Genomic DNA, 25,728 nt, shown 5'->3' on the forward strand with positions numbered 1-25,728 from the left:
AATCGAGGCTTTCAATCCCCTTTCGGGTGGGGCGCAAGCAGCCTGCGGAGCCTCAAAATACGTGTAATCACGTACCGGCGTATCCGGTGAAACCCTAGCAAAAATGGCCCTCAGGCGAGGTGCAGCGGCAGCCTCAGCGTGGCGCGCAGTCCGCCGCCGGTGTTGCTCTCGGGCATGCCCGCGCTGTCGAGCTCGATCTCGCCGCCGTTGCGCCGCGCGTAGCCGCGCGCGATGGTCAGGCCGAGGCCCGCGCCGTGTGCCGCGCCCGCATCCACTGCAGGGTCGCGGTGGAAGCGTTCGAACACGCTCGCGCGCCGCTCGGGCGCGATGCCGGGGCCGTTGTCGCAAACCTCCGCCAGCGCGGACGACGCATCGCGCCGCACGGTCACGGTGATGTTGCCGCCGCGCGGCGTGTACTTGAGCGCGTTGTGCACGAGGTTCGCGAGCACTTCATGGAGCTCGGCCGCGTTGGCGAGCACCGGCAGCACGGGCGTCTCGCCGTCTTCGCCTTCATCGTCTTCGCCTTCATCGTCGGCGGCGGCTGCATCGCTGCGCGCATCGACCCAGCCCAGGTCCTGGTCGTTCTCGCGCGCGAGCGGCAGGTACTCGAGCACGACGCCACGCGCGATGGCGTTGAGGTCGACCACCGCGGGCTCGGTCCGGGCGGCTTCGCCTTCGGTGGTGGCATGGGCCAGCGCGAGCAGCTGTTCGCTCAGGCGCCGGGTGCGCGCCAGTTGCGCCACGATGGCATGCAGCGACTCGCGCATGCGCGCCGGATCGGTCTCGCGCACCGCGTAGCCGGCCTGGATCGACAGGATGCTCAGCGGCGTGCGCAGCTGGTGCGAGGCGTCGGCCAGGAACTGCGACTGCTCTTCCACCATGCGCCGGTGGCTCGCGATGTGGTGGTTGACCGCATCGACCAGCGGCACCACTTCCTTGGGCACGCCGTTGGCGTCGAGCGGCTTGAGGTCGTCGCGGGAACGCTCGCGCAGCGAGCGGCGCAGGCGCTCCAGCGGGCGCAGGGTCCAGGCCACGCCCAGCCACACCAGCAGCGCCATCACCAGCACCATGCGTGTGTCGCGCAGCAGCTCCTGGCGCAGCGACTCCGACTGGGCCTCGGTGCGCGGCCCGATGCCTTCGGCCGCCTGTATCAGCACGCTGTAGGCCACGCCGGGGTGGACGTGGTCGTACACCGTCTGGCGCAGCGCGGCCACGCGCACGCGGTGCTGCTCGTGCACCGCGTCGTAGAACACCGGCACGCCGTCGGCGGGGCGGGCCGCGGGCCGGGGCAGGCCGGGCACGCCCATGAGCGTGGATTCCGGCGAGTTCACATCGAGCGTGCCGCCCTTGGGAATGCGCTGGACGCCCACGTGCAGGTACTTGTAGCGCAGGTGCGTCGACTCGAACATGGCCTGGATCGAGAACGGCTCCTGCACGCGCACGCTGCCGTCGCTCGCCACCACGATGCCGTTGGCCAGCGCCTGCACGGGCTCGAGCAGGCTCTGGTCGTAGGCGGCCACCAGCGAGTCGGTCAGCGCGCGGTAGTCGTTCCAGCTGTCCAGCGCCAGCAGCGTGACCATCCCGGGCAGCAACAGCGCCAGCAGCCGCGTGCGGATGCCGAAGCGCTGCGGCTCAGTCGCCGGCGACGGGGTTGGCGGCCGAGGCTGCGGATCCATCGGCAATGCCCTCGAGCATGTAGCCCAGGCCGCGCACGGTGACGATGCGCACGTCGCTGTCGGCCAGCTTGCGCCGCAGGCGGTGCAGCACCACTTCGATGGCGTCCGGCCCGGCCGTGCTGTCGTTGGTGAACACCTTGGCGAAGAGCTGCGACTTGCCGACCGGCGAGCCGCTGCGCATCAGCAATGCGGTCAGCGCGGCTTGCTCGCGCGGCGTGAGCGACAGCAGCGTGCCGCGCAGCGTGAAGGCGTGGCTCTGGCTGTCGTAGGAGAGCGAGGCGCACTGCAGGCGCGGGTGCTGCTTGCCGCGGCTGCGCCGCACCAGCGCCGACAGGCGGGCCTCCAGCTCGACCAGCTCGAAGGGCTTGGAGAGGAAGTCGTCGGCGCCCAGGTTCAGGCCGCGCACGCGGTCCTGCAGGGCGCCCTGCGCGGTGAGGATCAGCACCGGCGTGCGGTCGTCGGCGTTGCGCATGTCGGCCAGCACGCTCAGGCCGTGCTTGTCGGGCAGGCGCAGGTCCAGCACGATGGCGTCGTATTCGGTGCCGGCCATGAAGGCTTCGGCGGTGCGCGCGTCGGGCGCGTGGTCGGCGACGAAGCCGCTCTGGGTCAATGCGCGGATCAGCCAGGAGGCCATGTCCAGTTCGTCTTCGACCAGGAGGATGCGCATTGAAAGCTGCCGGTGGTTCAGTTCTTCAGGCCGAGGTTCAGGTCGGTGTCTTCCGCCGCGCGTGCACTGGCGTCGGCCGCGCGGGCGCTCAGGTCGGGCGCCAGTGCGCGCCGGCCGTCGAACACGAAGCAGTCGCCGTGGTAGTGCGCGCCGCCGACCTGCTCGAAGTATTTGAGGATGCCGCCTTCGAGCTGCAGCACGTTCTCGATGCCTTCCTCGCGCATCAGGATCGCCGCCTTCTCGCAGCGGATGCCGCCGGTGCAGAAGCTCACCACGGTCTTGCCGGCGAAGTCGGCGCGGTGCTCCTTCAGGGCGGGCGGGAACTCGGTGAACTTGGTGATGCGCCAGTCGATCGCGCCGTCGAAGGTGCCTTCGTCGACCTCGAAGCCGTTGCGGGTGTCGAGCAAGGCGATTTCGCGGCCCTGGTCGTCATGGCCCTGGTCGAGCCAGCGCTTGAGGGTGGGAGCGTCCACGCCGGGTGCCCGGCCGGCGGCGGGCTGGATCGCCGGGTGGTCCATGCGGATGATCTCGCGCTTGAGCTTCACCAGCATGCGGCGAAACGGCTGCGATGCGGACCAGCTCTCCTTGGCCTCGAGGTCGGCGAAGCGGGCATCGGCGCGCAGATGGGCCAGGAAAGCCCGGACGCCGCCGGCCGAACCCGCCAGAAACAGGTTGATACCCTCCGGCGCCAGCAGGATGGTGCCCATGAGGTCCAGGGCCTGGGCGCGGGCGCGCAGGTCTTCACGCAGCGCGGGGCTGTCGTCGATGGCCACGAACTTGTAGGCCGCGAAATTCAAAATCTCTTGCACGGGGCGGGATTCTAGGTGCCGCCGGGCCGCCCCAAGGCACCGAGCCTCCCCCTCGGGGGGTGGCGAAGCACACGAAGTGGCAAGCCGGGGGGCTATTCGTATCGCTAACTCACATGGTGGATGCGGTGCTTTCTACAATGGCCGGATGTTTGTTCACCTGCGCCTGCACACCGAGTTTTCCGTCGTCGACGGCACCAACCGAATCGATGAAGTCATCAAGGCCGCGGCTGCCGACAAGCAGCCCGCACTGGCCATCACCGACCTGAACAACCTGTTCGGCGCGGTCAAGTTCTACAAGCAGGGGCGGGGCAAGGGCGTCAAGCCGGTCATTGGCGCCGAAATCTTCATCGACGGGCTGGGCAAGGAGCCCGGCGCGCTGACCCGCATCGTGCTGCTGGTGCAGAACATGGAGGGTTACCTGAACCTGTCCGAGCTGCTGGCGCGGGCCTGGACGCAGAACGTGGCGCGCGGCCAGTCGCAGGCGGCCTGCAAGCTGGAATGGGTGCAGGAGCTGGCGGGCGGGCTGATCGCGCTGTCGGGCGCGCAGGCCGGACCGCTCGGCCAGCCGCTGCTGCAGGGGCAGGGCGAGCGCGCCGCCGAACTGGCGCTGCAGCTGGCGGGGATTTTTCCGCACCGCTTCTACATCGAGCTGCAACGCGCCGGCCGTCCCGAAGACGAGCCGCACGTCATTGCCGCGGTGCAGCTTGCGGCGCGGCTGCGCCTGCCGGTGGTGGCCACGCACCCGGTGCAGTTCGCGGCCCGCGAAGACTACGAGGCGCACGAGGCGCGCGTGTGCATTTCCGAAGGCGAGATTCTCGGCAACCCGCGCCGCGTGCGCCGCTTCACCGAAGAGCAATACTTCAAGTCGAGCGCCGAGATGCAGGCGCTCTTTGCCGACGTGCCGAGCGCGCTGGCCAACACGGTCGAGATCGCCAAGCGCTGCAACCTGACGCTGGTGCTGGGCAAGCCGCAGCTGCCGGACTTTCCCACGCCGTTCATCAGCGACGGCGTGCGCATGCCGATCGGCGAGTTCTTCCGCCAGGAGTCGTTCGAGGGGCTGGAGGCGCGCCTGAAGCACCTCTACCCCGACGAGGCCAGGCGCGATGCCGAGCGTCCGCGCTACGTCGAGCGCCTCGAGTTCGAGATCAACACCATCTTGAACATGGGCTTCCCGGGCTACTTCCTGATCGTGGGCGACTTCATCAAGTGGGCCAAGGAAAACGGCTGCCCGGTGGGCCCGGGCCGGGGCTCGGGTGCCGGCTCGCTGGTGGCCTATGCGCTGAAGATCACCGACCTCGACCCGCTCGAATACAAGCTGCTGTTCGAACGTTTCCTGAACCCCGAGCGCGTCTCGATGCCCGACTTCGACATCGACTTCTGCCAGGGCAACCGCGACCGCGTGATCGACTACGTCAAGGACAAGTACGGCCGCAACGCCGTGAGCCAGATCGCCACCTTCGGCACCATGGCCGCGCGCGCGGCCATCCGCGACGTGGGCCGCGTGCTGGACATGAGCTACATGTTCTGCGACGGCATCAGCAAGCTGATCCCGAACAAGCCCGGCATGTCGGTCACCCTGCAGTACCCGCCCGAGAAGAAGATCGAGGGCGACAAGAACAACTACGCCATCGAGATGGAGCCGCAGCTCGCGGAGCGCATCGAGAAGGAAGAAGAAGTGCGCATGCTGGTCGAGCTCGCCCAGAAGCTCGAAGGCATGACGCGCAACATCGGCATGCACGCCGGGGGCGTGCTGATTGCGCCGGGCAAGCTCACCGACTTCTGCCCGCTCTACCAGCAGCCCGGCAGCGAGTCTGCCGTGAGCCAGTACGACAAGGACGACGTCGAAGCCATCGGCCTCGTGAAGTTCGACTTTCTGGGCCTCGCCACGCTCACCATCCTGGAGATTGCGCGCGAGTTCATCATGAAGCGCCACAAGGGCCAGGAGAACTTCGCGTTCGAGAACATCCCGCTGAACGACGCGGCCACGTACAGGCTGTTCTCCGAAGGCAAGACGGAAGCGGTGTTCCAGTTCGAATCGCGCGGCATGCAGGGCATGCTGAAGGACGCGCGCCCCACGCGGCTGGAAGACCTGATCGCGCTGAACGCCCTTTACCGCCCGGGCCCGATGGACCTGATTCCCAGCTTCGTGGCGCGCAAGCACGGCCGCGAAGAAGTGGAGTATCCGCACCCGGCCGTGGCCGAGATGCTCTCCGAGACCTACGGGATCATGGTCTACCAGGAGCAGGTGATGCAGACCGCGCAGATCCTGGGCGGCTACTCGCTCGGCGGCGCCGACTTGCTGCGCCGCGCCATGGGCAAGAAGAAGCTCGAGGAAATGGCCGAGCACCGCGAGAAGTTCCGCGCCGGTGCGCTCGCCACGCACGGCATCGTCCAGGACAAGGCCGACGAAATCTTCGACTTGATGGAGAAGTTCGCGGGCTACGGCTTCAACAAGTCGCACGCCGCCGCCTACTCGCTGCTGGCGTACCACACGGGCTGGCTGAAGGTCCACTACACGGCCGAGTTCTTCTGCGCCAACATGACCGTGGAAATGGACGACACGGACAAGCTCAAGCTGCTGTTCGAAGACGCCCAGAAGAACTTCGGCATCACCTTCGAGCCGCCGGACGTGAACCGCGGCAACTACCGCTTCGAGCCCGTGACCGACCGCGTCATCCGCTACGGGCTGGGTGCCGTCAAGGGCACGGGCCAGCTCGCGGTCGAGGCCGTGGTGCGTGCGCGCGAAGAGGGCGGCCCGTTCAAGAGCCTGTTCGACTTCTGCGTGCGCATCGACCGCCAGCGCATCAACAAGCGCACGGTGGAAGCGCTCATCAAGGCCGGCGCCTTCGACTCCATCCAGCAGAACCGCGCGTCGCTGATCGCCTCGGTCGACCGCGCCTTCGAGTTCGCCAGCGCGACCGCGGCCAACGCCTCGCAGGCCGACATCTTCGGCGACTGCGAGCACGGCTCGGCCACCGCGGAGCCCGACCTGGTCGACGCCACGCCGTGGGGCGTGAAGGAACGCCTGACGTTCGAGAAGACGGCCGTCGGCTTCTACCTGTCGGGCCACCTGTTCGACGAGGTCTCGCACGAGGTGCGGCGCTTCTGCAAGCGCGAGATCGGCGACCTGCTCGACAGCCGCGACCAGCAGGTCATTGCCGGCATCGTGAGCGACTTCCGCGTCATCAACGGCCAGCGCGGCCGGCTGGCGATCTTCAAGCTCGACGACAAGTCGGAAGCCATCGACGCCACCGCCGACGAGGCGACCATCAACGCCAACCGCAACACGCTGAAGGACGATGAACTCGTCATCGTCAGCGGCCGGCTGCAACCGGCGCGCGGCGGCTTCGAGGCGCGCTTCCAGGTGCAGCAGGTGTGGGACCTGGCCACGGCGCGCTGCCGCTTCGGCAAGTTCCTGCGCGTGGCGGTGAACGGCAAGGCGCCCGACATCGCACGCCTGGTCAAGGACTTTCCGCCGCGCACCGAGCAGACCGAGGTCGGCGACCTGGTCCAGGGCCTGCCGGTGCGGCTGTCGATGGCGCGCGGCGGTGCGCAGGTCGAGCTGCAGCTGGGCGAGCGCGCCAGGTTCTTCCCGACCGACGCGGCGCTGGCCAGCTGGACCGCGCAGGCGGAGGCCGGCAAGGCGCAGATCGTGTACGACTGACCGGGCGAGCAAGGGCGCCTTGAAGCGCCTTCGGCGCGTGGGCCTTTTCATCGGCTCGTTACGATCCTCCTCGTGCTTTTCAACCCGAAGTTCAAGGAGGAACTCGCCATGAATAAACCAGCCCTCGTTCTCGCACTGGCCCTCGCGCTGCCGTTCGCCGCCTCGGCCCAGTACGCAGGCCCGAGCACCGTGCCGGCGATGAACGTCAAGCAGCTGCTGGAAACCGGCAAGGACGACCAGCACGCCACCTTGCGCGGCTTCATCGTCTCGCACGACGGCGGGGAGCACTACACCTTCGCGGACGACAGCGGCCGCATGAAGGTCGAGATCGATGCCAAGCATTTCCCGCCCGGCGTGAAGATCGACGACAAGGTGCGCGTCGAGATCACCGGCGAGCTCGACAAGGACCGGTTCGGCAACAAGATCGAGCTCGACGTGAAGCGCCTCAGCCTGGCGCCCTGATCGTCTTCCGTCGCCCGGAAGACGGGCTCAGTGCGACTGCGGCGTCACGGCCAGGTCCGGCAGCACGTTCATGATGCGCAGCGTCTGCTGCACCACCTGGCTGAACACCGGCGCCGCGACCAGGCCGCCGAAGTACTTGCCCGCGCCGGGCTCGTCGATCATCACCGCGACGATGATGCGCGGCTTGTCGATGGGCGACATGCCCGTGTACCAGGCGCGGTACTTGTTGCTCGCGTAGCCCTTGCCGACCTGCTTGTGCGCGGTGCCGGTCTTGCCGCCGACCGAGTAGCCCTCCGTCTGCGCGAGCGGCGCGGTGCCGCCGGGCGCCGCGGCCAAATGCATCATCTGCCGCACCTGGCTCGCCACCAGCGGCGAGAACACCTGCACGCCGGCCGGCTCCTCGCCGTTGTTCTTCAGCAGGCTCACCGGAATCACCTCGCCATCGTGCGCGAAGGCCGTGTAGGCGTGCGCGATCTGGAACAGCGAAGCCGACAGGCCGTAGCCGTAGGACATGGTGGCCTGTTCGATCGGGCGCCACGACTTCCACGGGCGCAGCCGCCCGGTCACGGCGCCGGGGAAGGGTGTCTGCGGCTTCTGGCCCAGGCCCACCGCGGTGAGCGAGTTCCACATTTCCTGCGCCGACATGCGCTGCGAGATCTTGGTGGCGCCCACGTTGCTGGATTTCTGGATCACACCCTCGACCGTGAGCACGCCGAAATTCTCGTCGTCGTGGATGGTGGCGCCCGACACGGTGATGCGCCCCGGATTGGTGTCGATGATGGTCTTGGGCGTGACGCGGCCCAGTTGCAGCGCGGTGGCGACGGTGATCGGCTTCATGGTCGAGCCGGGCTCGAACACGTCGGTCATGGCGCGGTTGCGCAACTGCTCGCCCGTGAGGTTGCGGCGGTCGTTGGGGTCGTAGCTGGGGTAGTTGGCCATGGCCAGCAGCTCGCCGGTGCGGGCATCGACCACCACCACGCTGCCTGCGCGCGCCTTGTTGGTGACCACGGCGTCGCGGATCTTCTCGTAGGCGACGAACTGCACGCGGTCGTCGATGCTCAGCTGGATGTCGTGGCCCTCGGTGGGCGGCACCTGGTCCTCGGTGTCCTCGACGATGTGGCCCAGCCGGTCTTTCAGCACGTGCCGCGAGCCGGACTTGCCGGCCAGCTCCTGGTTGAAGGCCAGCTCGACGCCTTCCTGCCCCACGTCTTCCACGTTGGTGAAGCCGGCCAGGTGGGCGGCGGCCTCGCCTTCGGGGTACTGGCGGCGGTAGTCGCGGCGCAGGTAGATGCCCTTGAGGTTGAGCGCGGCCACCTGCTTGGCGACCGACTGGTCGACCTGGCGCTTGATCCAGACGAAGCTCTTGTCCTCGTCTTCCAGCTTCTTGTCGAGTTCCTTCTGCGGCATGCCCAGCAGCTTGGCCACCTGCTGGAGCTTGGCCAGCACCGCCGGGTCGTCGCGCTCGATGTCCTCGGGAATGGCCCAGATGCTGGGCGCCGGAATGTCGGAGGCCAGGATCAGTCCGTTGCGGTCGAGGATGCGGCCCCGGTTGGCCGGAAGCTCCAGCGTGCGCTGGTAGCGCACTTCGCCCTGGTGCTGGAAGAAGTCGTTGTTGAAGATCTGCACGTAGGCCGCGCGTGCCGCCAGCAGCATGAAGCCGAAAGCGATGCTGGCCACGATGAACTTGCTGCGCCACACGGGGGTGGGGCTGGCGAGCAGTGGACTGCTGCCGTATCGGATGCGGCCGGTGGGATTCATGAGCCCTGATTATCGAGTTCCGGGTGACGTGCAAGTCACCCGGAAGGGGCCCGTTTTCTTAGCTGCGCGTTAGGCGCGAGCGCGGATCAGCGCTTGGGCCGCAGCGACACGATCAGCGACGGGAAGATGCGCCCGTCGGTGTCGCGCGGCAGCTTGTCGGTCTTGCGCAGGCCGCGCTCGGCGGCGTCGTCCCAGCCGGGCAGGCCGCTCGATTTGCTGAGCTTGACGCCGACGATGGTGCCGTCGGGTGCCAGGCTCACCTCGAACTCCGCCGCCGGGTTGCCGTTCACGGTGTCGGCATCGGGGAAGGTGATGTTCGGGCGAACCGCCGCTGCAATGCGGCCCGCATAGCCGCTCGACGGACCCGAGGAGCGCATGGCCGTGCCCTTGGAGTCGTCGCTGCCGCTGGCACCGGCCAGGCCCTGCATGCGCTTGAGCGTGGCGGCACGGTCGGCGGCGGCCTGCTTGGCTGCGGCCTCGGCCTTCTTGGCTTCTGCCTGCTTGGCCTCGGCCTCCTGCTGCTTCTTCTGCTCGGCCAGCTTCTGCTGCTGTTCCTTCTTGCGCTGGGCCTCGTCTTCGGCGCGCTGCTTGGCTTCGAGCTCCTTCTTCTTCTGCAGCTGCTTTTGCTGCTGCTCGAGCTCGCGTTCTTTCTGTTCCTTCTGCTCCTTGAGCTTCTTCTCGCGCTCCAGGGCAATGTCGGGCGCCTTGGGCGCGGGCGCGGGCTCGGGTGCCTTGGCCACGGGCGGCGGCGGAGGCGGCGCCGGGGCGGGCGGCGGCGGCGCGGGAACGGGGGCCGGCGCCTGCGGTGCCTGCAGGCGGGGCGCCGCCTGCTGCACCGTGGACGACCACAGCTCCGCGTCGACGGCGCCTTCGTCGGCCTCGCTCTTCCAGCGCACGCCCCAGGTGAGCGCGGCAATCAGCAGGCCGTGCGCGATGAGGGCCAGCACGACGGCGCGCGGCGTGCCGCGCTGCGGCGGCGGCGCGAACTCGGGGCGATCCAGTGCGAGCGACATGCCTTATTTGCCGCCCGTGGTGGTGACCGACAGGCCCACGCGCTCGACGCCGCTGCGCTTGAGCTGGTTCATGGCCTTCACCACGGTCTCGTATTTCACCGACTTGTCGGCGCTGATGACCACCGGGCGGTCGTTGTCGCCGCCCTGGGCCTGCTTGGCCGCGGTGCCGATCTGCGTCATGGGGATCGACGTGCCGCCGGTGCCGGTGGACGGGTCCTTCTTGATCTGCACTTCGTCATCGCTCTTGATGACGATCTCGATGGGCTTGTCGGGTTGCTTGTTGGCGCGGTCGACCGTGGGCAGGTTGATCACGCTCGGCGTGATGAGCGGCGCGGTGACCATGAAGATGATCAGCAGCACCAGCATCACGTCGATGAACGGGACCATGTTGATCTCGTTGATCGTGCGGCGTCCTCGGCCCCGGGATGAAACGGCGGGCATGCGTCGCGCCTCCGCTCAGCGGTTGGCCGGAGCCACCGACGATGCAGCGCCGCCGGCGGCCGGGTTGGCCGACAGGTTGCGCTGCAGGATGTTGGAGAACTCCTCGATGTAGGTTTCGAGGGCGATGGCGATCTTGTCGATCTCGCGGGCGAAGCGGTTGTAGCCCACCACGGCCGGGATGGCGGCGAACAGGCCGATGGCGGTGGCCACCAGCGCTTCGGCGATGCCGGGGGCCACGGTGGCCAGCGTCACTTGGGTGAGGGCGGCCAGGCCGGTGAAGGCATGCATGATCCCCCAGACCGTGCCGAAGAGGCCGACGTAGGGAGAGACCGAACCCACGGTGGCCAGGAACGAGAGGTTCTGCTCGGCCGCGTCCAGTTCGCGCTGGAAGCTCGCGCGCATTGCGCGGCGGGCGCCGTCGAGCAGGGTGGCGGGGTCGCTCACGTGGCGCTCGCGCAGCTTCTGGTACTCGCGCATGCCCGAGGCGAAGATGCGCTCCATGGGGCCGGCGAACTTGGCGTTCTGCGCGGCGGAGGCGAAAAGCTCGTTGAGGCTGGTGCCCGACCAGAACTCGCGCTCGAAGTCGTCGTTGAGCGCACGCATGCGGCGCAGCGCAAAGTACTTGCGGATGATCGCGGCCCAGCTGGCGATCGAGACGATCACCAGCAGCAGCACGACCAGTTGAACCACGAAGCTCGCATGGAGCAGGAGATTGATGATTGAAAGATCTTGGTTCATGGCTTGATAGGTTGAGTCATGGAGCCGCTGTAGCGCTCGAGGGTTCCCGTGACTTGTTTCGGTATGCGCGCTGGACGCAAGGTGGCTGCGTCCACCCAGCCGATGCGGATCGTGCCTTCGCACAGCAAGACGGGTGCCGCGGCACCTGTACGCTCTTGCTCTGTTTTTGATAGCACGCGCTGACCGATTATCAACGACGCGGTGCCGAGTTGTTGAAGATCGGCTGTAACCAGGAGTTCGTCGTCGAGCCGGGACGGGCGATGATATTTGAGCTGCGTTTCGCTCACCACGAACTGGCCGCCGGTTTCCTCGCGCAGCTTGCGCTGCTCGACGCCCAGCGAGCGCAGCCACTCGGTGCGGCCGCGCTCCATGAACTTCAGGTAGTTGGCATAGAAGACGATGCCGCCGGCGTCGGTGTCTTCCCAGTAGACGCGGATCGCGAACGCGTAGCTCATGAGGCCGCGGTCTCGGCCATGAGCCGCAGGCGCTCGATGGATTCCTGCAGGTGCGCCATCGAGCTGGCGGTGGAAAAGCGGATGAACTTGCCGGTCTCGGCCGTGCCGAAGTCGCGGCCCGGCGTCACGGCCACGTGCGCGCGCTTCATGGTTTCGAAGGCGAAGTCCCAGCTGCCCGAAATGCCCAGCTTCCCGGCGAAGCCGGTGCAGTCGGCCCAGGCGTAGAAGGCGCCGTCGGGCATCACGGGCACGTTCAGGCCCAGGGCGTTCAGTTGCGGAATGAACCAGTCGCGGCGGGCCTTAAATTCGGCGCGGCGGCGTTCGTACTCGGCGATGCTCGCGTCCTCGAAGCAGGCGAGCGCGGCGTACTGCGACACCGTGCTCGCGCAGATGAAGAGGTTCTGCGCCAGGCGCTCGACGACCGGCACCAGCACTTCGGGCACCACCAGCCAGCCCAGGCGCCAGCCGGTCATGTTGAAGTACTTGCTGAAGCTGTTGATGCTGATGACGTTGTCGTCGATGGCCAGCGCCGTCTGGCCGAAGGCGTCGTCATAGGACAGGCCGAGGTAGATCTCGTCGATCAGCGTGATGCCGCCGCGCGTCGACACCACTTCGTGTATGCGGCGCAGTTCGTCGGGCGCGATCGAGGTGCCGGTCGGGTTGGACGGCGAGGCGAGCAGCACGCCGCGCGTCTTGTCGGTCCAGGCGGCCTCGACCTTGGCGGCGGTGAGCTGGAAGCGCTCCTCGGCCGTGGTCGGCACCAGCACGGCCTTGCCGTCCGCGGCGCTCACGAAGTGGCGGTTGCACGGGTAGCTCGGGTCGGGCATCAGGATTTCGTCGCCCGACTCGATCAGCGCGAGGCAGGCCAGTTGCAGCGCGGCCGATGCGCCGGCGGTGACGACGATGCGCCGGGCCGGCACGTCGATGTTGAAGCGCTGGCGGTACCACGCGCTGATGCGTTCGCGCAGATGGTCCAGCCCGGTGGCCTGCGTGTACTGCGTGGCGCCGGCGCGCACCGCACGGGCGGCGGCTTCCTGCACCAGCGGCGGGGCGGTGAAGTCGGGTTCGCCGATGTTCAGGAAGATCATCGGCCGGTCGGTGTGGGCGACTTCGCGCGCCAACGCGCCGGCGGCTTTCGCCACTTCCATCACATAGAAGGGCTCGATGCGCTGCGCGCGCGTAGAAATTCTCATCGCACCCCCAGGCTGCGGCGTTGCACGCCTTCGCCTACCCCCTCGCAAGCGAGGGGGCGAGCGCCTTCGGGCGGCCGGGCGGCACTCCTCATGCCTTCGCTTTCCCCGAAGCCCGGTCGGCTTCCACTTCAAGCGGGCGCAGCTGCGGCGCCAGGCCGTTCAACACCGCGTTCACGTACTTGTGCCCGTCAGTGCCGCCGAATTCCTTGGCCAGCTCGATGCACTCGTTGAGCACCACGCGCCACGGCACGTCGAGGCAGTTCTGGAACTCGTACACGCCGATCCACATCACCGCGTGCTCGATGGGCGAGATTTCCTCGAACTTGCGGTCCAGCAGCGGGCGGATCAGCGCGTCGAGTTGCTCGGCGCCTTCGATCGAGCCGTGCAGCAGCGCGTCGTAGTGCAGGGCGTCGGCCTTGTGGAAGCCGGCGAGGTCGCGCGTGAAGTGGTCGATGTCGGTCGGGTCGTTGCGGCCCACCAGGTGCTGGTAGAGCGCCTGCAGCGCGAACTCGCGTGCGCGGCTGCGGTTCGACTTGGCCGAAGCCTTGCGCGCGCCGGTGCTCGTGAGGCCGACGCGCGACTGGCGCGGCTTGGCGCCATCGGCGGGCTTCGCGGGCTTGAGGGGCTTGGAGGTGTCTTCGGTCATGAAAGGGTGGCCAGCAGTTGCGCCATCTCGACCGCCACGCGGGCCGCGTCGCGGCCCTTGTCGGTCTGCCGGGCAACGGCTTGCTCGAGGTTTTCGGTGGTGAGGATCGCGTTGGCGATGGGAAGTCGGTAGTCGAGCGCGACGCGGCTCACGCTGGCGCCCGATTCGTTGGCCACCAGTTCGAAGTGGTAGGTCTCGCCGCGGATGATGCAGCCCAGCGCCACCAGCGCGTGGTAGCCGCCGCGCTCGGCGAGCGCCTGCAGCGCCACCGGCACTTCGAGCGCGCCGGGCACCTGCAGGTGGTGGATGTCGTTGGCGGCCACGCCCAGCGCCTCGAGTTCCGAAAGGCAGGCCGAGGCCAGCGCGTCGGTGATGTCGGCGTTGAAGCGCGCCTGCACGATGCCGATGCGCAGGCCTTTTCCGTTGAGTGGCGTGTTCTCGCCTTTATTTGCGCCTTGCATGGTCTGGTCAGTCTTTCGTGAGGTAGCCGGCAATCTCGAGGCCGTAGCCCGCCGCCATGCTCGGCATGCGACGCGGCGTGCCCAGCAGGTTCATCTTGTGCACGCCGCATTCGCGCAGGATCTGCGCGCCGATGCCGTAGCTGCGCAGGTCCATGCGGCCGCGCTCGGGGGCTTGCGCGGGGCGCGCCGTGCCGTCGAACTGGGCCAGCAGCTCGCCGGCGGTTTCGCCGCAGTTCAGCAGCACGGCCACGCCCTTGCCCTCGTTCGCGATGTGCGAGAGGCTGGCGTCCAGGCTCCACGAGTGCAGCGAGCGGTTGATTTCGAGCGCGTCGAGCACCGACAGCGGCTCGTGCACGCGCACCGACACCGTGTCTTCGGGCGCCCACTTGCCGCGCACCAGCGCCAGGTGCACGCCGCGGCTGGGCTTGTCGATGAAGGCGTGGGCGGTGAAGGCGCCCCAGTTGGTCTGGATCTCGCGGCAGCCGACCTTCTCGACCAGCGACTCGACGCGGCTGCGATGCTCGATCAGCGCGGCGATGGTGCCGATCTTCATGTTGTGCTCGGCCGCGAAGATCTGCAGGTCGGGCAGGCGGGCCATGGTGCCGTCTTCGTTCATCACCTCGCAGATCACGGAGGCGGGCGAGCAGCCGGCCATCGCGGCCAGGTCGCAGCCGGCTTCGGTGTGGCCGGCGCGCATGAGCACGCCGCCGTCCACCGCCTGCAGCGGGAAGATGTGGCCGGGCTGCACCAGGTCGGCGGCCACGGCGTTGGGCGCCACGGCGGCCTGCACGGTGCGCGCGCGGTCGGCGGCCGAGATGCCGGTGGTCACGCCTTCGGCGGCCTCGATGGACACGGTGAACGCGGTCGAATGCTTGGCGCCGTTGCGCTGGACCATCGGCGGCAGCTGCAGCCGCTCGCACATCTCGCGCGAGAGCGTCAGGCAGATCAGGCCGCGCGCATGGCGGGCCATGAAGTTGATGGCTTCGGGCGTGATGTGGTCGGCGGCGATGACGATGTCGCCTTCGTTCTCGCGGTCTTCCTCGTCCACCAGGATCACCATGCGGCCGGCGGCGAGGTCGGCCACGATGTCCTCTACCGGCGAAATCGGGGCTGGGGCGCGCGCGGCGCGGGGGACGCCGATCGGCGTGACGGAGGCGTTCATTCGGCTGTGTCCTTGGAATACGTGGAAGACGGGGGCACCAGCACGCCGGCCTGGAGCATGCGCTCCACGTAGCGCGCCACGGTATCGATTTCTAGGTTGACCTTCGAGCCGGCCTTCAGGCCGCCGAGGGAGGTGTTGTCGACGGTATGCGGGATCAGGTTGATGCTGACCTCGGCGCCGCCTTCGATGTCGGCCACCTTGTTGACGGTGAGGCTCACGCCGTTGATGGTGATCGAGCCCTTGTAGGCCAGGAAGCGGGCCAGCGCCTGCGGCGCGACCACGCGCAGCTCCCAGCTTTCGCCGACCGGCTCGAAGAAGCTCACGCTGCCGATGCCGTCCACGTGGCCCGACACGATGTGGCCGCCGAGGCGGTCGCTGGCGCGCAGGGCCTTCTCGAGATTGATGCGGCTGCCTTCGTCGGTCAGGCCGGCCGTCTTGTCGAGCGACTCGGCCGAAATGTCGATGGTGAACTGCCGTTTTTCGGGGACGAGGGTGGTAACGGTCATGCAGGCGCCGTTGAGCGCGATGCTGTCGCCCAGCCCGACGTCGTCGAGGTAGCCGTCGGGCGCCTCGATGCTGAGTCTTTTGCCGTAGGAGGAGGAGGTGCCGAGGTCGTGGATGGCGGCGATGCGCCCCACGCCGGTGATGATTCCGGTGAACATCCCGGCATTTTCGCAGACATCGTGAGCCCCCCGGCTCTTCATGGCGCTTTGCGCCATGTAATTCGCCACCCCCCGAGGGGGAGGCGCGGTCCGCCTTGGGGCGGCCCGGCGGCGGCCGCTCGTGCGCCGGAGGCTAGAACGCGTCCCTCCCGGCGATCCGGGCCACGATGCGCAGATCGGGGCCGAGCATGTCGACGGACTTGAATTCGAGGGGCAGGGCGCCGGCCAGCGAAGTCAGCGGACCGTCCGAATGCAGGTGGCTCGCGATGTCCAGGCCGCTGCCGATCAGCTTGGGCGCCAGGTAGACCAGCAATTCGTCTACACAGCCTTCGCGCAGCAGCGAGCCGTTGAGCTTGTGGCCCGATTCGACGTGCAGTTCGTTCACGCCGCGCGCCGCCAGGTCTTTCAGCATGGCGCCCAGGTCGACCTTGCCATTGGCATCGGGAAGGCAGGTGACGGTGGCGCCCCTTGCCTTCAGCGCCTTGGCTTTCTCGTCGTCGTGGCTGGCCGCGTAGATCCAGACGGCGCGGCCTTCGATGAAGATGTTCGCGTCGGGCGGCGTCTGCAGCCGGCTGTCCACCACGACCAGATGCGGCTGGCGCGGGGTCCGGACCAGGCGCACATCCAGGCGCGGGTTGTCCTCAAGCACGGTTCCGACGCCGGTCAGCACCGCGCTGGCGCGGGCCCGCCAGGCGTGGCCGTCGGCGCGGGCGGCTTCCGAGGTGATCCACTGGCTCACGCCGTTCTCGAGACCGGTCTTGCCGTCGAGCGACGCGGCGACTTTCATCCTTACCCACGGGGTCTTGCGGACCATGCGGCTCAGGAAGCCGATGTTGAGTTCCCTAGCCTCCTGCGCCCCCGGCCCGGTTTCGACCTCGACGCCCGCGGCGCGCAGCCGCTCGAATCCCTGCCCGGCGACCAGCGGGTTGGGGTCGGTGAGGGACGCGACGACGCGGCTCACGCCCGCCGCGATCAGCGCGTCGCAGCAAGGGCCGGTGCGGCCATGGTGGGCGCAGGGCTCCAGCGTGACCCAGGCAGTCGCGCCAACGGCGGAATTGCCCCGCGCCGCAGCATCGCGCAACGCCATGACTTCGGCATGCGGGCCGCCGACCTGCTGGGTGTGGCCCTGGCCGATCACGTCGCCGTTCGCGGCGACCAGCACGCAGCCGACGCGGGGATTGGGATCGGTCTCGGGGCCGGCCTGGCGCGCGAGATTCAGCGCCTGAATCATGAAATTCGCGGTTTGATTTGTCATTTCTTTTAACTTGAATTGCCTGAGTATTGAATTTTCAAGGCAATTGAAAACGGGAAGCCATTTGTCCATTTTTCTTGACCGTCCGTCATCGAATTGGCGCGTCGGCAGGAATTGAAAAATAGAATTTTCCGAATATCGAAGAGTCAGGGAGCTATCCGCCGGAGCACTGGAATGCGACGCGGCGGAACGTACAACATGAACAACGGATTTTGCGCGTCCTCGCGGGCGCATGCGCGCCATAGCGGTAGGCGACGGGGCTTCACCCTCGTCGAAATGATGGTTGCAATTGCTTTGGTGATCATCTTGCTGGCAGTGGCGCTGCCAAGTTTCGTCAGCCTGGTTGAAAAGTATCGCGTCGAGGGCATGGCCTCGGCCCTGACGGCGAGCGTGGGCCACGCGCGCTTCGAGGCGGCCCGGCGCGGAAAGACCGTGACTATCCGGGCGCGTCCCGGGTGCGTCGACAAAGGCTGGAGTTGTGGCTGGGACACCCTGGTCGGAAGCGGCGACGCCGTGGAAACCCTCAGGCGCCAGGAGCCCGATGCGCGGGTCGAGGTGAGGAAAACCGCGCCCGGCGTCATGTCGTTCGACGCCATGGGCGACTCCGACGGCGGTGACAGCTTCCGCCTCTACCCGACAGGAAAGGCCGGATCGTCCCGCGCCGTGATGTTGTGCGTTTCGCGTGCCGGGCGCCTTCGAGTGGCCAAGGGGCGCGACAAGTGCTGAGCGCTCCGACTCGCAAGCCGCATGGGCAGGGCTTGAGGCAAGCGGGCTTTTCGATGATCGAGGTCATGGTGGCCGTTGTCGTGCTTTCGTTCGGCCTGCTCGTGCTGGCCGGCTTCCAGTTGCGCGTGCTTTCCGAAAGCGCGGGCGCCAGCAACCGGAGCATCGTGGTGCGACTGGCAGGCGACATCGCCGACCGGATACGTGCCAACCGCTTTCCAGGCGCTGTAGCGGACAGCCCCTACGTGACCGACTGGTCGCCAGCGGACCCAACGGGTCCCGAGCCTTCATGCGTCGGGGCCGGCGCCCATTGCAGCGCCACCCAGCTCGCGGCCGACGATCTGTGGCGCTGGAAGCGCGCGGCGGCGGACGCGCTACCGGGTGGACTGGCCGACATACAGAGCAAGGCGACGGCCGGCGGTTTGCTGTTCGTGCATATCGCCTGGGACGAGCCTGCCGTCGCCAACCCGATCGCGCCGGACCCGGAGTGGAACTGTCCGGAGCGCAAGGCGTGTATCGAACTCGTCGTAGCGGCGCCGCAGCCATGAACGGCAAGGCGTTCTTCCCTTGCGCGCGGCATGCCGGTTTCACGCTGGTCGAGTTTCTCGTCGCACTGGTCATCGGCTCGGTGGTGGTGCTGGCCGCCGTTGCGAGCATGCTCGGCACCCGCACCGCAGCCATGGCGGGTGACGACGTGCATGTGCTCAACCAGTCCTCTGCGTTGGCGTTCAGGATGTTGGGCCAGCAGATACGGCAGGCCGGCTACACGCCTCTCGACGCCACGCAGCCGCTGTATTACTTCAACGTCAACCCGGACAAGGACACCCTTTTCAAGAACGAACCGGCGTTCTTCGCCATCAAGGGAGAAGAGTCGAAGAGCGGTTCGGGGAACGACACGCTGAAGGTCGGCTACGCGCCGAGCCCCGACTACTTCAAGGACTGCCTGGGTCAGCGCGCCAAGAGCGCGGCGGGCGTCACCTACGACGCGGCCCATCCCGCCGACCCGGAAAACGTGCGGTTGATCACCAGCGAGTTCGCGGTCGAGAATGGGACGCTGAGATGTCGGGGCAGCGGCAATGCCGCACCGCAGCCGCTCATCGACGGCGTGGAGCGCTTCGATGTGATGTACGGCGTGAGCGCCGGCGCGGGAAACGAAGCAGTGGTGCGCTACGTGACGGCAGCCGGCGTCGAGAATTTCAACCGGGTCCGCACGGTACGGGTCTGCCTGCAACTTGCGGGCAACTCGAGTAGCAATCCGGGCGGTGACTACACCGACTGCGACGGCGCGGCGAAAACCACCCGTGACGGCAAGCTGCGACGCGTCTACACGGCTGTCTTCGCACTGCGCAACAACCTGGAGGCGCCATGAGGCACCTCGTCGACCGCCGCACGCCTGCGGCGCAGCACGGGTTTTCGCTCTTCATCGTGCTGACCATGCTGCTGCTCTCGGCCCTGCTGGCGCTGGCCGGTGCGCGGACCGCCCTGTTGCTCGAGTCGGTGGCGGGCAACCAGCGCGAGCATCAGCGGGCCTTCGAGGCTGCCGAGGCGGCGCTGCTCGACGCCGAGCGAGACATCCGGCAGCTGGCCTATGCCGACTCGACCGAGACCTACGTTGCCTGCGCCGGACTCCCGAAGTCGCCCTGCCGCAGGGCCGAAGACGGCCGCGTCTTTCCCGACCGCGACACCGGTTGGGTGACCGTCTACATGAACGACGGCGCCAACAGCTGCGAGCAAGGTATCTGCTACTTCGCCGCGCCCGATTCGGTCGCGGCGGCGTCCGGGAGCGAGGCCTACCGGTTCTGGAGCCGCAATCCGTATGCGAGCGAGCACGCGTCATATGGGCAATTCACCGGGGCACCCCACGCCGGCAATCCGGCGCTGCGCAATGCGAAGTACTGGATCGAGGTCATCGACCGCAAGAACGGCAAATATCCCTTGTATCGGATCACTGCGGTCGCCACGGGCACTCGCAGCGCGAGCACTGCGGGCGGCACGCAGGTCGAATTGCAGATGGCCTTCGATCCTGATCCGGTCGCCGCCAGGATGAATTGAACAGCGTGGCAGGGCGAAGCATGAAGATCAAATGTTTCTTGAGGGCTGCCGCAGTGTCCGGCCTGATGCTGGCGCAGGGCGTCGGCTACGCAGCGCAGTACCCGCTGGCACCGGCGCCGAGGCTAAGCTGCAGCGTAAGCTACCCCGGCTCGGTGGATCGCCCGATCACGGCTGTTTCTATTTCGGCCAGCGCCTCCAGGGTTTCGACCGGCACGGCGGTCTACAGGGCGGGCTACGACATGGCCAACTGGTCGGGCACGCTCACCGCTACCAGGTTCGGCGCCGACGGCCGGCTGGCGAGCGTGGCCCAATGGTCCGCACGCGACCTGCTCGACACCCGCATGGCGGCGGCGGGCGCGCACGGCAGCAACCGCAAGGTGCTCAGCTTCTCGGGCACCGCTGCTGCAACGGCTACCAGCGCTGCGACAAGGGGCACCGGAATTCCGTTCCGCTGGGCCAACCTGAGCGACACGCAAAAAGCCGCGCTCAAGGGAACCACCAGCACCGATGACAAAGACACCGCGCTCGGGCGGGCCGTGCTCGACTTCCTGCGCGGAGACCGCAGCAACGAGGGCGCGGGCCTGCAACTGCGCAAACGCGGGCATGTGCTTGGCGACATCGTGGGCTCCGGCGTCTGGTACGCGGGAAAGCCCAACAGCGGCTTCACCAGCGATGCCTATGCCAAATTTGCCTCGATCGCCCGCACGCCGATGGTCTACGTGGGCGCCAACGACGGCATGCTGCACGCCTTCGACGCGGGCTCTGGACAGGAAGCGTTCGCCTATGTGCCCGAAGGGCTCTACGGCACGGCGGCCGCGCCAAAGCTCAAGCGGCTCAGCGAAGGCAGTTATTCGCACAGGTACTACGTCGACGGCAGCCCCTTCGTGGCTGACATTTACATGGGTGCGACCGCCACCGCCTCGACCACCGATGCCGAGAAAGTGGCTGCATGGAAGTCTTTCCTCGTGGGCACGCTGGGGGCGGGCGGCAAGGGCTACTTCGTGCTCGACGTCACCAAGCCCCAGGACATCGACGAGACCATGGCCCGCGAAACGGCACTCATCGACACGACCGCGCTTTCCGACGACGACCTGGGCCATCAGTTTCAGCAACCCGCGCTCGACTCCTTCTCGAGGCGCGCACTGCAACTGGCCCCGCTGAACAACGGCCGCAAGGCCGTGATCCTGGGCAACGGCTACAACAGCACGAGCGAGAAGGCGATGCTGTGGATCCAGTATCTCGACGGCGACCAATCGATCCTCAAGATCCCGGCGCCCGTCACGCAGGGCGCGGGCACCGGCAACGGACTGTCGGCTCCGCGGGTGATCGACCGTGACGGCGACGGCAAGGTCGACCTCGCCTATGCGGGCGACCTGCTGGGCAACATGTGGCGCTTCGACCTGAGCGACCGCGACGGCAGCAAGTGGAAAGCGACCCTGGGCTCCGCACCCACTGCATCGAGCCTCGACAACGTGCCGCTGTTCGCGGCCGGCGCCACGCAGCCGATCACCGCGGCGCCGGTGGTCGCCGGCCATCCGCTCGGCGGCTACATGGTGGTGTTCGGCACGGGAAGGCTGTTCGCCGTCGGTGACGACAGCAATACCGCCAACCAGTATCTCTACGGCATCCGGGACGGGGCCAACGGCACGACAGGCACGGCCGTGCTGACCGACCTGGTGGCGCAGACCGTCGGTGGCACCACTGTCGAGACAGACGGTGGCGAGTTCCGCAACGTCTCGAACAACAGCGTGAGCTACAGCGGCTCGCGCGCCAAGCGTGGCTGGTATTTTCAGCTGCCGGCCGCCAAGGAGCGCATCGTCTATCCGGGCGACGCCTTGAGCAGCAGCGCCGGCCTGTTCTCGAGCACCGTTCCCGGCTCCGGCAGCAACGCGCTCGACTGTACTGCGGGCACCAACGACGACGGATGGTCGATGGTGGTCGACTTCTTCGACGGCTCCGCGCCCGACGGCATTGACTACGGCACAGCCACCACCACCACGACCAGCTATCTCGGTTTCCGTAACAGCTCGGGCAAGGACGACATCGTCTTCGAGCCGCAGGGCCGGGAGAAGGGCAAGGACGTGATCTGCAATGCGGCCGGCGAGTGCAAGGCGCCGATAAGGCCTGACATCGTGCGCCGTTTCGGCTGGCGCAATCTGCTGTCGCCGTCGAACTGATGGCGCAGCCGAGGCAAACCATGAACAGCTATTCCAAGCCGCCGCGCCGCAAACAGATCCGCTCGCGCGGCTTCACGTTGATCGAGCTGATGATCGTAACGGCGGTGATCGGCATCCTCGCCGCCATTGCCTACCCCTGCTACACGCGCTACGTGCTGCGGGCCAAGCGCGCCGATGCCAAGCAACAGCTGTTGCAGGCGGCGCAGTGGACCGAGCGCTACATGACCGCCAATGGACGCTACCCCCCGCCGACCGTCGCGCTGCCGGCAGGACTGGGGCAGTCGCCACCGTCCGGCACGGCGAACTATGCCATCAGCTTTGTCTCAAGAAACGAGACCAGCTACACCTTGCAAGCCGTTCCTGCGCGGGCTTCGCGCAACGACGAGTGCGGGACGCTCACGGTCAACCACCAGGGCGTCAAGCTGGCCGGCAATAGCACCGACGCATCGAGTGCGCTGGTGCAGCTTTGCTGGAACCGTTGAGGTGCCTGTGAGAGTGCTGCGGCGGTTGCCGTCGCGGCTCAGATGTCGCGCAGCAACTGCCTGAATTCGTCCACGTCCTCGAAGCTGCGGTACACCGATGCAAAGCGCACGTAGGCGACCTTGTCGAGCTTCTTGAGTTCGCGCATCACGAGCTCGCCCACCTTGGTCGAGTCGATTTCGCGCAGGCCGCTGGCCAGCAGCTTCTGTTCGATGCGAAGCAGGGCGTTGTCGATCTGCTCGATGCTCACCGGGCGCTTGCGCAGCGCCAGCATCATCGAGGCGCGCACCTTCGACGAATCGAAGTCGGCGCGGCTGCCGTCCTTCTTGACGACGACCGGGAAGTTGACGTCGGGCCGCTCGTAGGTGGTGAAGCGCTTGTCGCAGGCGCTGCACTGGCGGCGCCTGCGGACGAAGTCGGCGTCTTCCGAAACGCGGGTCTCGACGACCTGCGTTTCAAGATGACCGCAAAAAGGGCATTTCATGCGGTCAGGACTTCCGGCTCAGCGGTAGACAGGGAAACGGCTCGTCAGCGCATGCACCTTGGCGCGCACGGCGTCGATGTTCGCCGCGTCGCGCGGGTTCTCGAGCACGTCGGCGACCAGGTTCGCGGTGATGCGGGCCTCTTCGTCCTTGAAGCCGCGGGTGGTCATGGCGGGAGTGCCGATGCGCACGCCGCTGGTGACCATCGGCTTTTCCGGGTCGTTGGGGATCGCGTTCTTGTTGATCGTCATGTGGGCGCTGCCCAGCACGGCTTCGGCTTCCTTGCCGGTGATGCCCTTGGCGCGCAGGTCGACCAGCATCACGTGGCTTTCGGTGCGGCCGCTCACGATGCGCAGGCCGCGCTCGGTGAGGGTGTCGGCCACGATCTGAGCGTTCTTGACCACCTGTTGCTGGTAGGCCTTGAACTCGGGCGACATGGCTTCCTTGAACGCGACGGCCTTGGCGGCGATCACGTGCATCAGCGGGCCGCCTTGCAGGCCGGGGAAGATCGCGCTGTTGATGGCTTTCTCGTGCTGCGACTTCATCAGGATGATGCCGCCGCGCGGGCCGCGCAGGCTCTTGTGGGTGGTGGAGGTGACGATGTCGGCGTGCGGCACCGGGTTGGGGTACACGCCCGCGGCCACGAGGCCGGCGTAGTGGGCGATGTCGACCATGAAGATCGCGCCGACGTCCTTGGCCACCTTGGCGAAGCGTTCGAAGTCGATGCGCAGCGAGTAGGCCGAAGCGCCCGCGATGATCAGCTTGGGCATGTGCTCGTGCGCCTTGCGTTCCATCGCGTCGTAGTCGATGGCTTCGTTGGCGTCGAGGCCGTAGCTCACCACGTTGAACCACTTGCCGCTCATGTTCAGCGGCATGCCGTGGGTCAGGTGGCCGCCTTCGGCCAGGCTCATGCCCATGATGGTGTCGCCGGGCTTCAGGAAGGCGAGCATCACGGCTTCGTTGGCAGAAGCGCCGCAATGCGGCTGCACGTTGGCGGCGTCGGCGCCGAAGATCTGCTTGACGCGGTCGATGGCCAGCTGCTCGGCCACGTCGACGTGCTCGCAGCCGCCGTAGTAGCGCTTGCCCGGGTAACCTTCGGCGTACTTGTTGGTGAGCTGCGAGCCCTGGGCGGCCATGACGGCCGGCGAGGCGTAGTTCTCGCTGGCGATCAGCTCGATGTGGTGTTCCTGGCGCGCGTTTTCGGCTTGAATGGCGGCCCAGATTTCGGGATCGGTCTGTTCGACCAGGATATTGCGTTGGTACATGGCAGTCCTTTGAAGACGAGGTCCTTGTTCTTCAACCAAACAAGGGCTGCCCAGGCGAACGGCTGAACGCCTGTTGTGGCCAGGCGGTACGCTTCCCAGTGGTATTCCACGTCAGCGCGGGGCACCTTTTTCGGGTGCTGCGCCTATCGCCAGTCGCGTACGAGGCCGAGTGTAGCTCACACCCGGCCAGGACAGCTTCAGGAAACGCCGGAAAGCAGGGCGACCTTGGCGGGTTCGGAGCCTTCATCGGCCTTGACCGGCGCGGGTGCGGGCGTCACGACCGGAATCGGCTGCGCGCGCACGGTCGTGCGGGGCGGCAGCACCGACGGCGCGCGGCCGCTGGCAACCTGCAGCAGGCGCTCGTGCTCGGCCATCACCTTGCCGGCGTAGCCGCCGTCGTCTTCGAGGTTGGCCGCGCCCACGTAGTAGCGCAGGCCGCCTTCGAGCGATCCGGCGCGGGCGATGCATTCCTGCAGCACTTTGACCCCGACGCGCATGTTGGTCACGGGGTCGAAGGCGGTGAGCGTGCCGCCCGCGCTTTCATACTTGTCGCCATGCACGCGGGTCATGACCTGCATCAGGCCCTGGGCGCCGACGTGGCTCTGGGCAAAGGGGTTGAAACTGGATTCCACGGCCATGATGGCCAGGATCAACGTCGGGTCGAGCTTGGTGCGCTTGCCGATGTTGTAGGCCTCGGCGACGAGCACGCTCAGCGGCTCGGGCGCCACGCTGTACTTCTTGCTCAGCCAGTAAGCCACGGCGGCCTGCTGCTTGGGCAGGTCGCTGGGGCTCGCGGCGGTTGTGCGCTCGATGGCGGTCGGCTCGAGGTCGGTGGCTTCAGGCGCGGGCTTGCGCGACTGCAGCCAGCCCATCAGTTGCTCTTCGCCGGTCTTGCGCAGGTCGGGCCGCGCCACGAGGGCGAGGGCCGCGAACACGATGGCCAGGCCGACCAGTGCAAACCCGTTGTGGGTGATTTCAAAAAAGCCGTCTGCCACATCGGACACGAAGGTCCTTAGCCCGCGGGCTGTGGCATCGAACGCCTTGTTCATCGCTCTTCCTTTCTGTGCGGCACCTGATACGCAAAGCCGGTGAGGGCGATGGATGAAGGCAGCGGCGCTTGGATTGGTACGAATCAGGCTCCGCGCATGGAGTGGAGGTGGGTTGGGAGCGCGGCGACCTGATCAAGCCGGTTGGGATTCGGCAGCGGATTCAGGGAGGCCCCTCTGCGTCAGGCAGTCAGGGCAGGCCGGATTCTAGCGTGGGTTAATACCTGGTCAAGCATAAGGAATTGCATCTTTATGCTAATAGTTGTTTAAAAAGTTCATGGTTTCGAGGTGTTTTGTCTTAGGTGAAATCCCTTTGTAAATTGCATTTGCAAAGCAAGGGTGCGGCGCCTAATCTGAACGGGCCTGAGGTTTTCAGGCATTTTTCCGAGGTCAGGCAGCCTGAGGTGTAAGTCGAGGGCTCGAACGACCGAGGATCCACGGTGG

General features: G+C 67.1%; 25 protein-coding genes and 1 riboswitch. Of the genes, 8 read left to right on the forward strand and 17 right to left on the reverse strand.

Annotated features, from left to right (window positions below; all coding sequences use genetic code 11):
* Window positions 1-110: 110 nt before the first annotated feature.
* The 3 genes from WIX39_RS15045 to WIX39_RS15055 are packed head-to-tail and all read right to left on the reverse strand — an operon-like array spanning window position 111 to window position 3,152.
* Window positions 111-1,676 (reverse strand): sensor histidine kinase, encoded by a 1,566-nt coding sequence (locus WIX39_RS15045; protein WP_409195320.1) that lies wholly within the window; start codon window positions 1,674-1,676, stop codon window positions 111-113.
* The gene (locus tag WIX39_RS15050) at window positions 1,633-2,343 is read right to left on the reverse strand and encodes a response regulator (protein WP_106934843.1); all 711 of its coding nucleotides are present in this window, start codon (window positions 2,341-2,343) and stop codon (window positions 1,633-1,635) included. Before WIX39_RS15050 ends, WIX39_RS15045 begins: the two co-directional genes overlap by 44 nt.
* 17 nt (window positions 2,344-2,360) lie before the next feature.
* Window positions 2,361-3,152: a sulfurtransferase gene (locus WIX39_RS15055; protein ID WP_409195321.1), complete on the reverse strand. Its 792-nt coding sequence runs from the start codon at window positions 3,150-3,152 to the stop codon at window positions 2,361-2,363.
* A gap of 145 nt (window positions 3,153-3,297) precedes the next feature.
* Here WIX39_RS15055 and dnaE point away from each other — a divergent pair, with 145 nt between their 5' ends.
* On the forward strand, window positions 3,298-6,816 hold the full coding sequence (gene dnaE, locus WIX39_RS15060; RefSeq protein ID WP_106934841.1) for a DNA polymerase III subunit alpha: 3,519 nt from the start codon (window positions 3,298-3,300) through the stop codon (window positions 6,814-6,816).
* Between the two features lie 108 nt (window positions 6,817-6,924).
* Window positions 6,925-7,278 (forward strand): YgiW/YdeI family stress tolerance OB fold protein, encoded by a 354-nt coding sequence (locus tag WIX39_RS15065; RefSeq protein ID WP_106937479.1) that lies wholly within the window; start codon window positions 6,925-6,927, stop codon window positions 7,276-7,278.
* 27 nt (window positions 7,279-7,305) lie between these two features.
* On the opposite strand, the gene WIX39_RS15070 is transcribed toward WIX39_RS15065, so the two are convergent.
* The 11 genes from WIX39_RS15070 to ribD all read right to left on the reverse strand — a co-directional run bounded on the left by WIX39_RS15070 (window position 7,306) and on the right by ribD (window position 17,062).
* Window positions 7,306-9,036, reverse strand: coding sequence for a peptidoglycan D,D-transpeptidase FtsI family protein (locus WIX39_RS15070; RefSeq protein WP_106934840.1), 1,731 nt, complete (start codon window positions 9,034-9,036; stop codon window positions 7,306-7,308).
* A gap of 86 nt (window positions 9,037-9,122) precedes the next feature.
* Window positions 9,123-10,049 carry a cell envelope integrity protein TolA gene (locus WIX39_RS15075; protein ID WP_106934839.1) on the reverse strand — a complete coding sequence of 309 codons (927 nt, stop codon included), beginning with the start codon at window positions 10,047-10,049 and terminating at the stop codon, window positions 9,123-9,125.
* A gap of 3 nt (window positions 10,050-10,052) precedes the next feature.
* Window positions 10,053-10,490, reverse strand: a complete 438-nt coding sequence (locus WIX39_RS15080) for an ExbD/TolR family protein (protein ID WP_081271152.1) — start codon at window positions 10,488-10,490, stop codon at window positions 10,053-10,055.
* 15 nt (window positions 10,491-10,505) lie between these two features.
* Window positions 10,506-11,228 carry a protein TolQ gene (gene tolQ / locus WIX39_RS15085; protein WP_081271153.1) on the reverse strand — a complete coding sequence of 241 codons (723 nt, stop codon included), beginning with the start codon at window positions 11,226-11,228 and terminating at the stop codon, window positions 10,506-10,508.
* A complete protein-coding gene (locus WIX39_RS15090) occupies window positions 11,225-11,683 on the reverse strand; it encodes a YbgC/FadM family acyl-CoA thioesterase (protein ID WP_106934838.1) in 459 nt (152 codons plus the stop codon). Before WIX39_RS15090 ends, tolQ begins: the two co-directional genes overlap by 4 nt.
* The gene (locus WIX39_RS15095) at window positions 11,680-12,876 is read right to left on the reverse strand and encodes a pyridoxal phosphate-dependent aminotransferase (protein WP_106934837.1); all 1,197 of its coding nucleotides are present in this window, start codon (window positions 12,874-12,876) and stop codon (window positions 11,680-11,682) included. The genes WIX39_RS15090 and WIX39_RS15095 overlap by 4 nt, the downstream gene beginning before the upstream one ends.
* Window positions 12,877-12,964: 88 nt before the next feature.
* The gene (gene nusB, locus WIX39_RS15100; RefSeq protein ID WP_081271156.1) at window positions 12,965-13,522 is read right to left on the reverse strand and encodes a transcription antitermination factor NusB; all 558 of its coding nucleotides are present in this window, start codon (window positions 13,520-13,522) and stop codon (window positions 12,965-12,967) included.
* On the reverse strand, window positions 13,519-13,983 hold the full coding sequence (gene ribH, locus WIX39_RS15105; RefSeq protein WP_081271157.1) for a 6,7-dimethyl-8-ribityllumazine synthase: 465 nt from the start codon (window positions 13,981-13,983) through the stop codon (window positions 13,519-13,521). The genes nusB and ribH overlap by 4 nt, the downstream gene beginning before the upstream one ends.
* Window positions 13,984-13,990: 7 nt before the next feature.
* A complete protein-coding gene (gene ribBA, locus WIX39_RS15110) occupies window positions 13,991-15,145 on the reverse strand; it encodes a bifunctional 3,4-dihydroxy-2-butanone-4-phosphate synthase/GTP cyclohydrolase II (RefSeq protein ID WP_106934836.1) in 1,155 nt (384 codons plus the stop codon).
* A complete protein-coding gene (locus tag WIX39_RS15115; protein ID WP_106934835.1) occupies window positions 15,142-15,807 on the reverse strand; it encodes a riboflavin synthase in 666 nt (221 codons plus the stop codon). The genes ribBA and WIX39_RS15115 overlap by 4 nt, the downstream gene beginning before the upstream one ends.
* A gap of 133 nt (window positions 15,808-15,940) precedes the next feature.
* Window positions 15,941-17,062: a bifunctional diaminohydroxyphosphoribosylaminopyrimidine deaminase/5-amino-6-(5-phosphoribosylamino)uracil reductase RibD gene (gene ribD / locus WIX39_RS15120; protein WP_106934834.1), complete on the reverse strand. Its 1,122-nt coding sequence runs from the start codon at window positions 17,060-17,062 to the stop codon at window positions 15,941-15,943.
* A 195-nt stretch (window positions 17,063-17,257) separates the two neighbouring features.
* Between ribD and WIX39_RS15125 the strand changes: the two genes are divergently transcribed.
* The 6 genes from WIX39_RS15125 to WIX39_RS15150 are packed head-to-tail and all read left to right on the forward strand — an operon-like array spanning window position 17,258 to window position 22,493.
* Window positions 17,258-17,785, forward strand: coding sequence for a GspH/FimT family pseudopilin (locus tag WIX39_RS15125; protein WP_106937478.1), 528 nt, complete (start codon window positions 17,258-17,260; stop codon window positions 17,783-17,785).
* Window positions 17,779-18,330, forward strand: a complete 552-nt coding sequence (gene pilV / locus WIX39_RS15130) for a type IV pilus modification protein PilV (protein WP_267898715.1) — start codon at window positions 17,779-17,781, stop codon at window positions 18,328-18,330. Before WIX39_RS15125 ends, pilV begins: the two co-directional genes overlap by 7 nt.
* A complete protein-coding gene (locus WIX39_RS15135; RefSeq protein WP_106934833.1) occupies window positions 18,327-19,151 on the forward strand; it encodes a PilW family protein in 825 nt (274 codons plus the stop codon). The genes pilV and WIX39_RS15135 overlap by 4 nt, the downstream gene beginning before the upstream one ends.
* Window positions 19,148-19,834: a PilX N-terminal domain-containing pilus assembly protein gene (locus WIX39_RS15140; protein WP_106934832.1), complete on the forward strand. Its 687-nt coding sequence runs from the start codon at window positions 19,148-19,150 to the stop codon at window positions 19,832-19,834. Before WIX39_RS15135 ends, WIX39_RS15140 begins: the two co-directional genes overlap by 4 nt.
* Window positions 19,835-19,872: 38 nt before the next feature.
* Window positions 19,873-22,011 (forward strand): pilus assembly protein, encoded by a 2,139-nt coding sequence (locus WIX39_RS15145; protein WP_234382647.1) that lies wholly within the window; start codon window positions 19,873-19,875, stop codon window positions 22,009-22,011.
* A 20-nt stretch (window positions 22,012-22,031) separates the two neighbouring features.
* The gene (locus WIX39_RS15150; protein ID WP_106937477.1) at window positions 22,032-22,493 is read left to right on the forward strand and encodes a type IV pilin protein; all 462 of its coding nucleotides are present in this window, start codon (window positions 22,032-22,034) and stop codon (window positions 22,491-22,493) included.
* A 38-nt stretch (window positions 22,494-22,531) separates the two neighbouring features.
* On the opposite strand, the gene nrdR is transcribed toward WIX39_RS15150, so the two are convergent.
* From nrdR to WIX39_RS15165, 3 genes are all read right to left on the reverse strand, one after another.
* Window positions 22,532-22,975, reverse strand: a complete 444-nt coding sequence (nrdR, locus tag WIX39_RS15155) for a transcriptional regulator NrdR (protein ID WP_106934830.1) — start codon at window positions 22,973-22,975, stop codon at window positions 22,532-22,534.
* An 18-nt stretch (window positions 22,976-22,993) separates the two neighbouring features.
* Window positions 22,994-24,238, reverse strand: coding sequence for a serine hydroxymethyltransferase (gene glyA, locus WIX39_RS15160; protein WP_081271167.1), 1,245 nt, complete (start codon window positions 24,236-24,238; stop codon window positions 22,994-22,996).
* Between the two features lie 41 nt (window positions 24,239-24,279).
* Window positions 24,280-24,405: riboswitch (ZMP/ZTP riboswitch) on the reverse strand.
* 30 nt (window positions 24,406-24,435) lie between these two features.
* Entirely contained in the window at window positions 24,436-25,287 is an 852-nt protein-coding gene (locus WIX39_RS15165; RefSeq protein ID WP_081271168.1) for a lytic transglycosylase domain-containing protein, read from the reverse strand.
* Between the last annotated feature and the right edge of the window lie 441 nt (window positions 25,288-25,728).

The sequence above is a fragment of the Variovorax sp. AB1(2024) genome (assembly GCF_037482385.2).
GTDB lineage: Bacteria > Pseudomonadota > Gammaproteobacteria > Burkholderiales > Burkholderiaceae_C > Variovorax.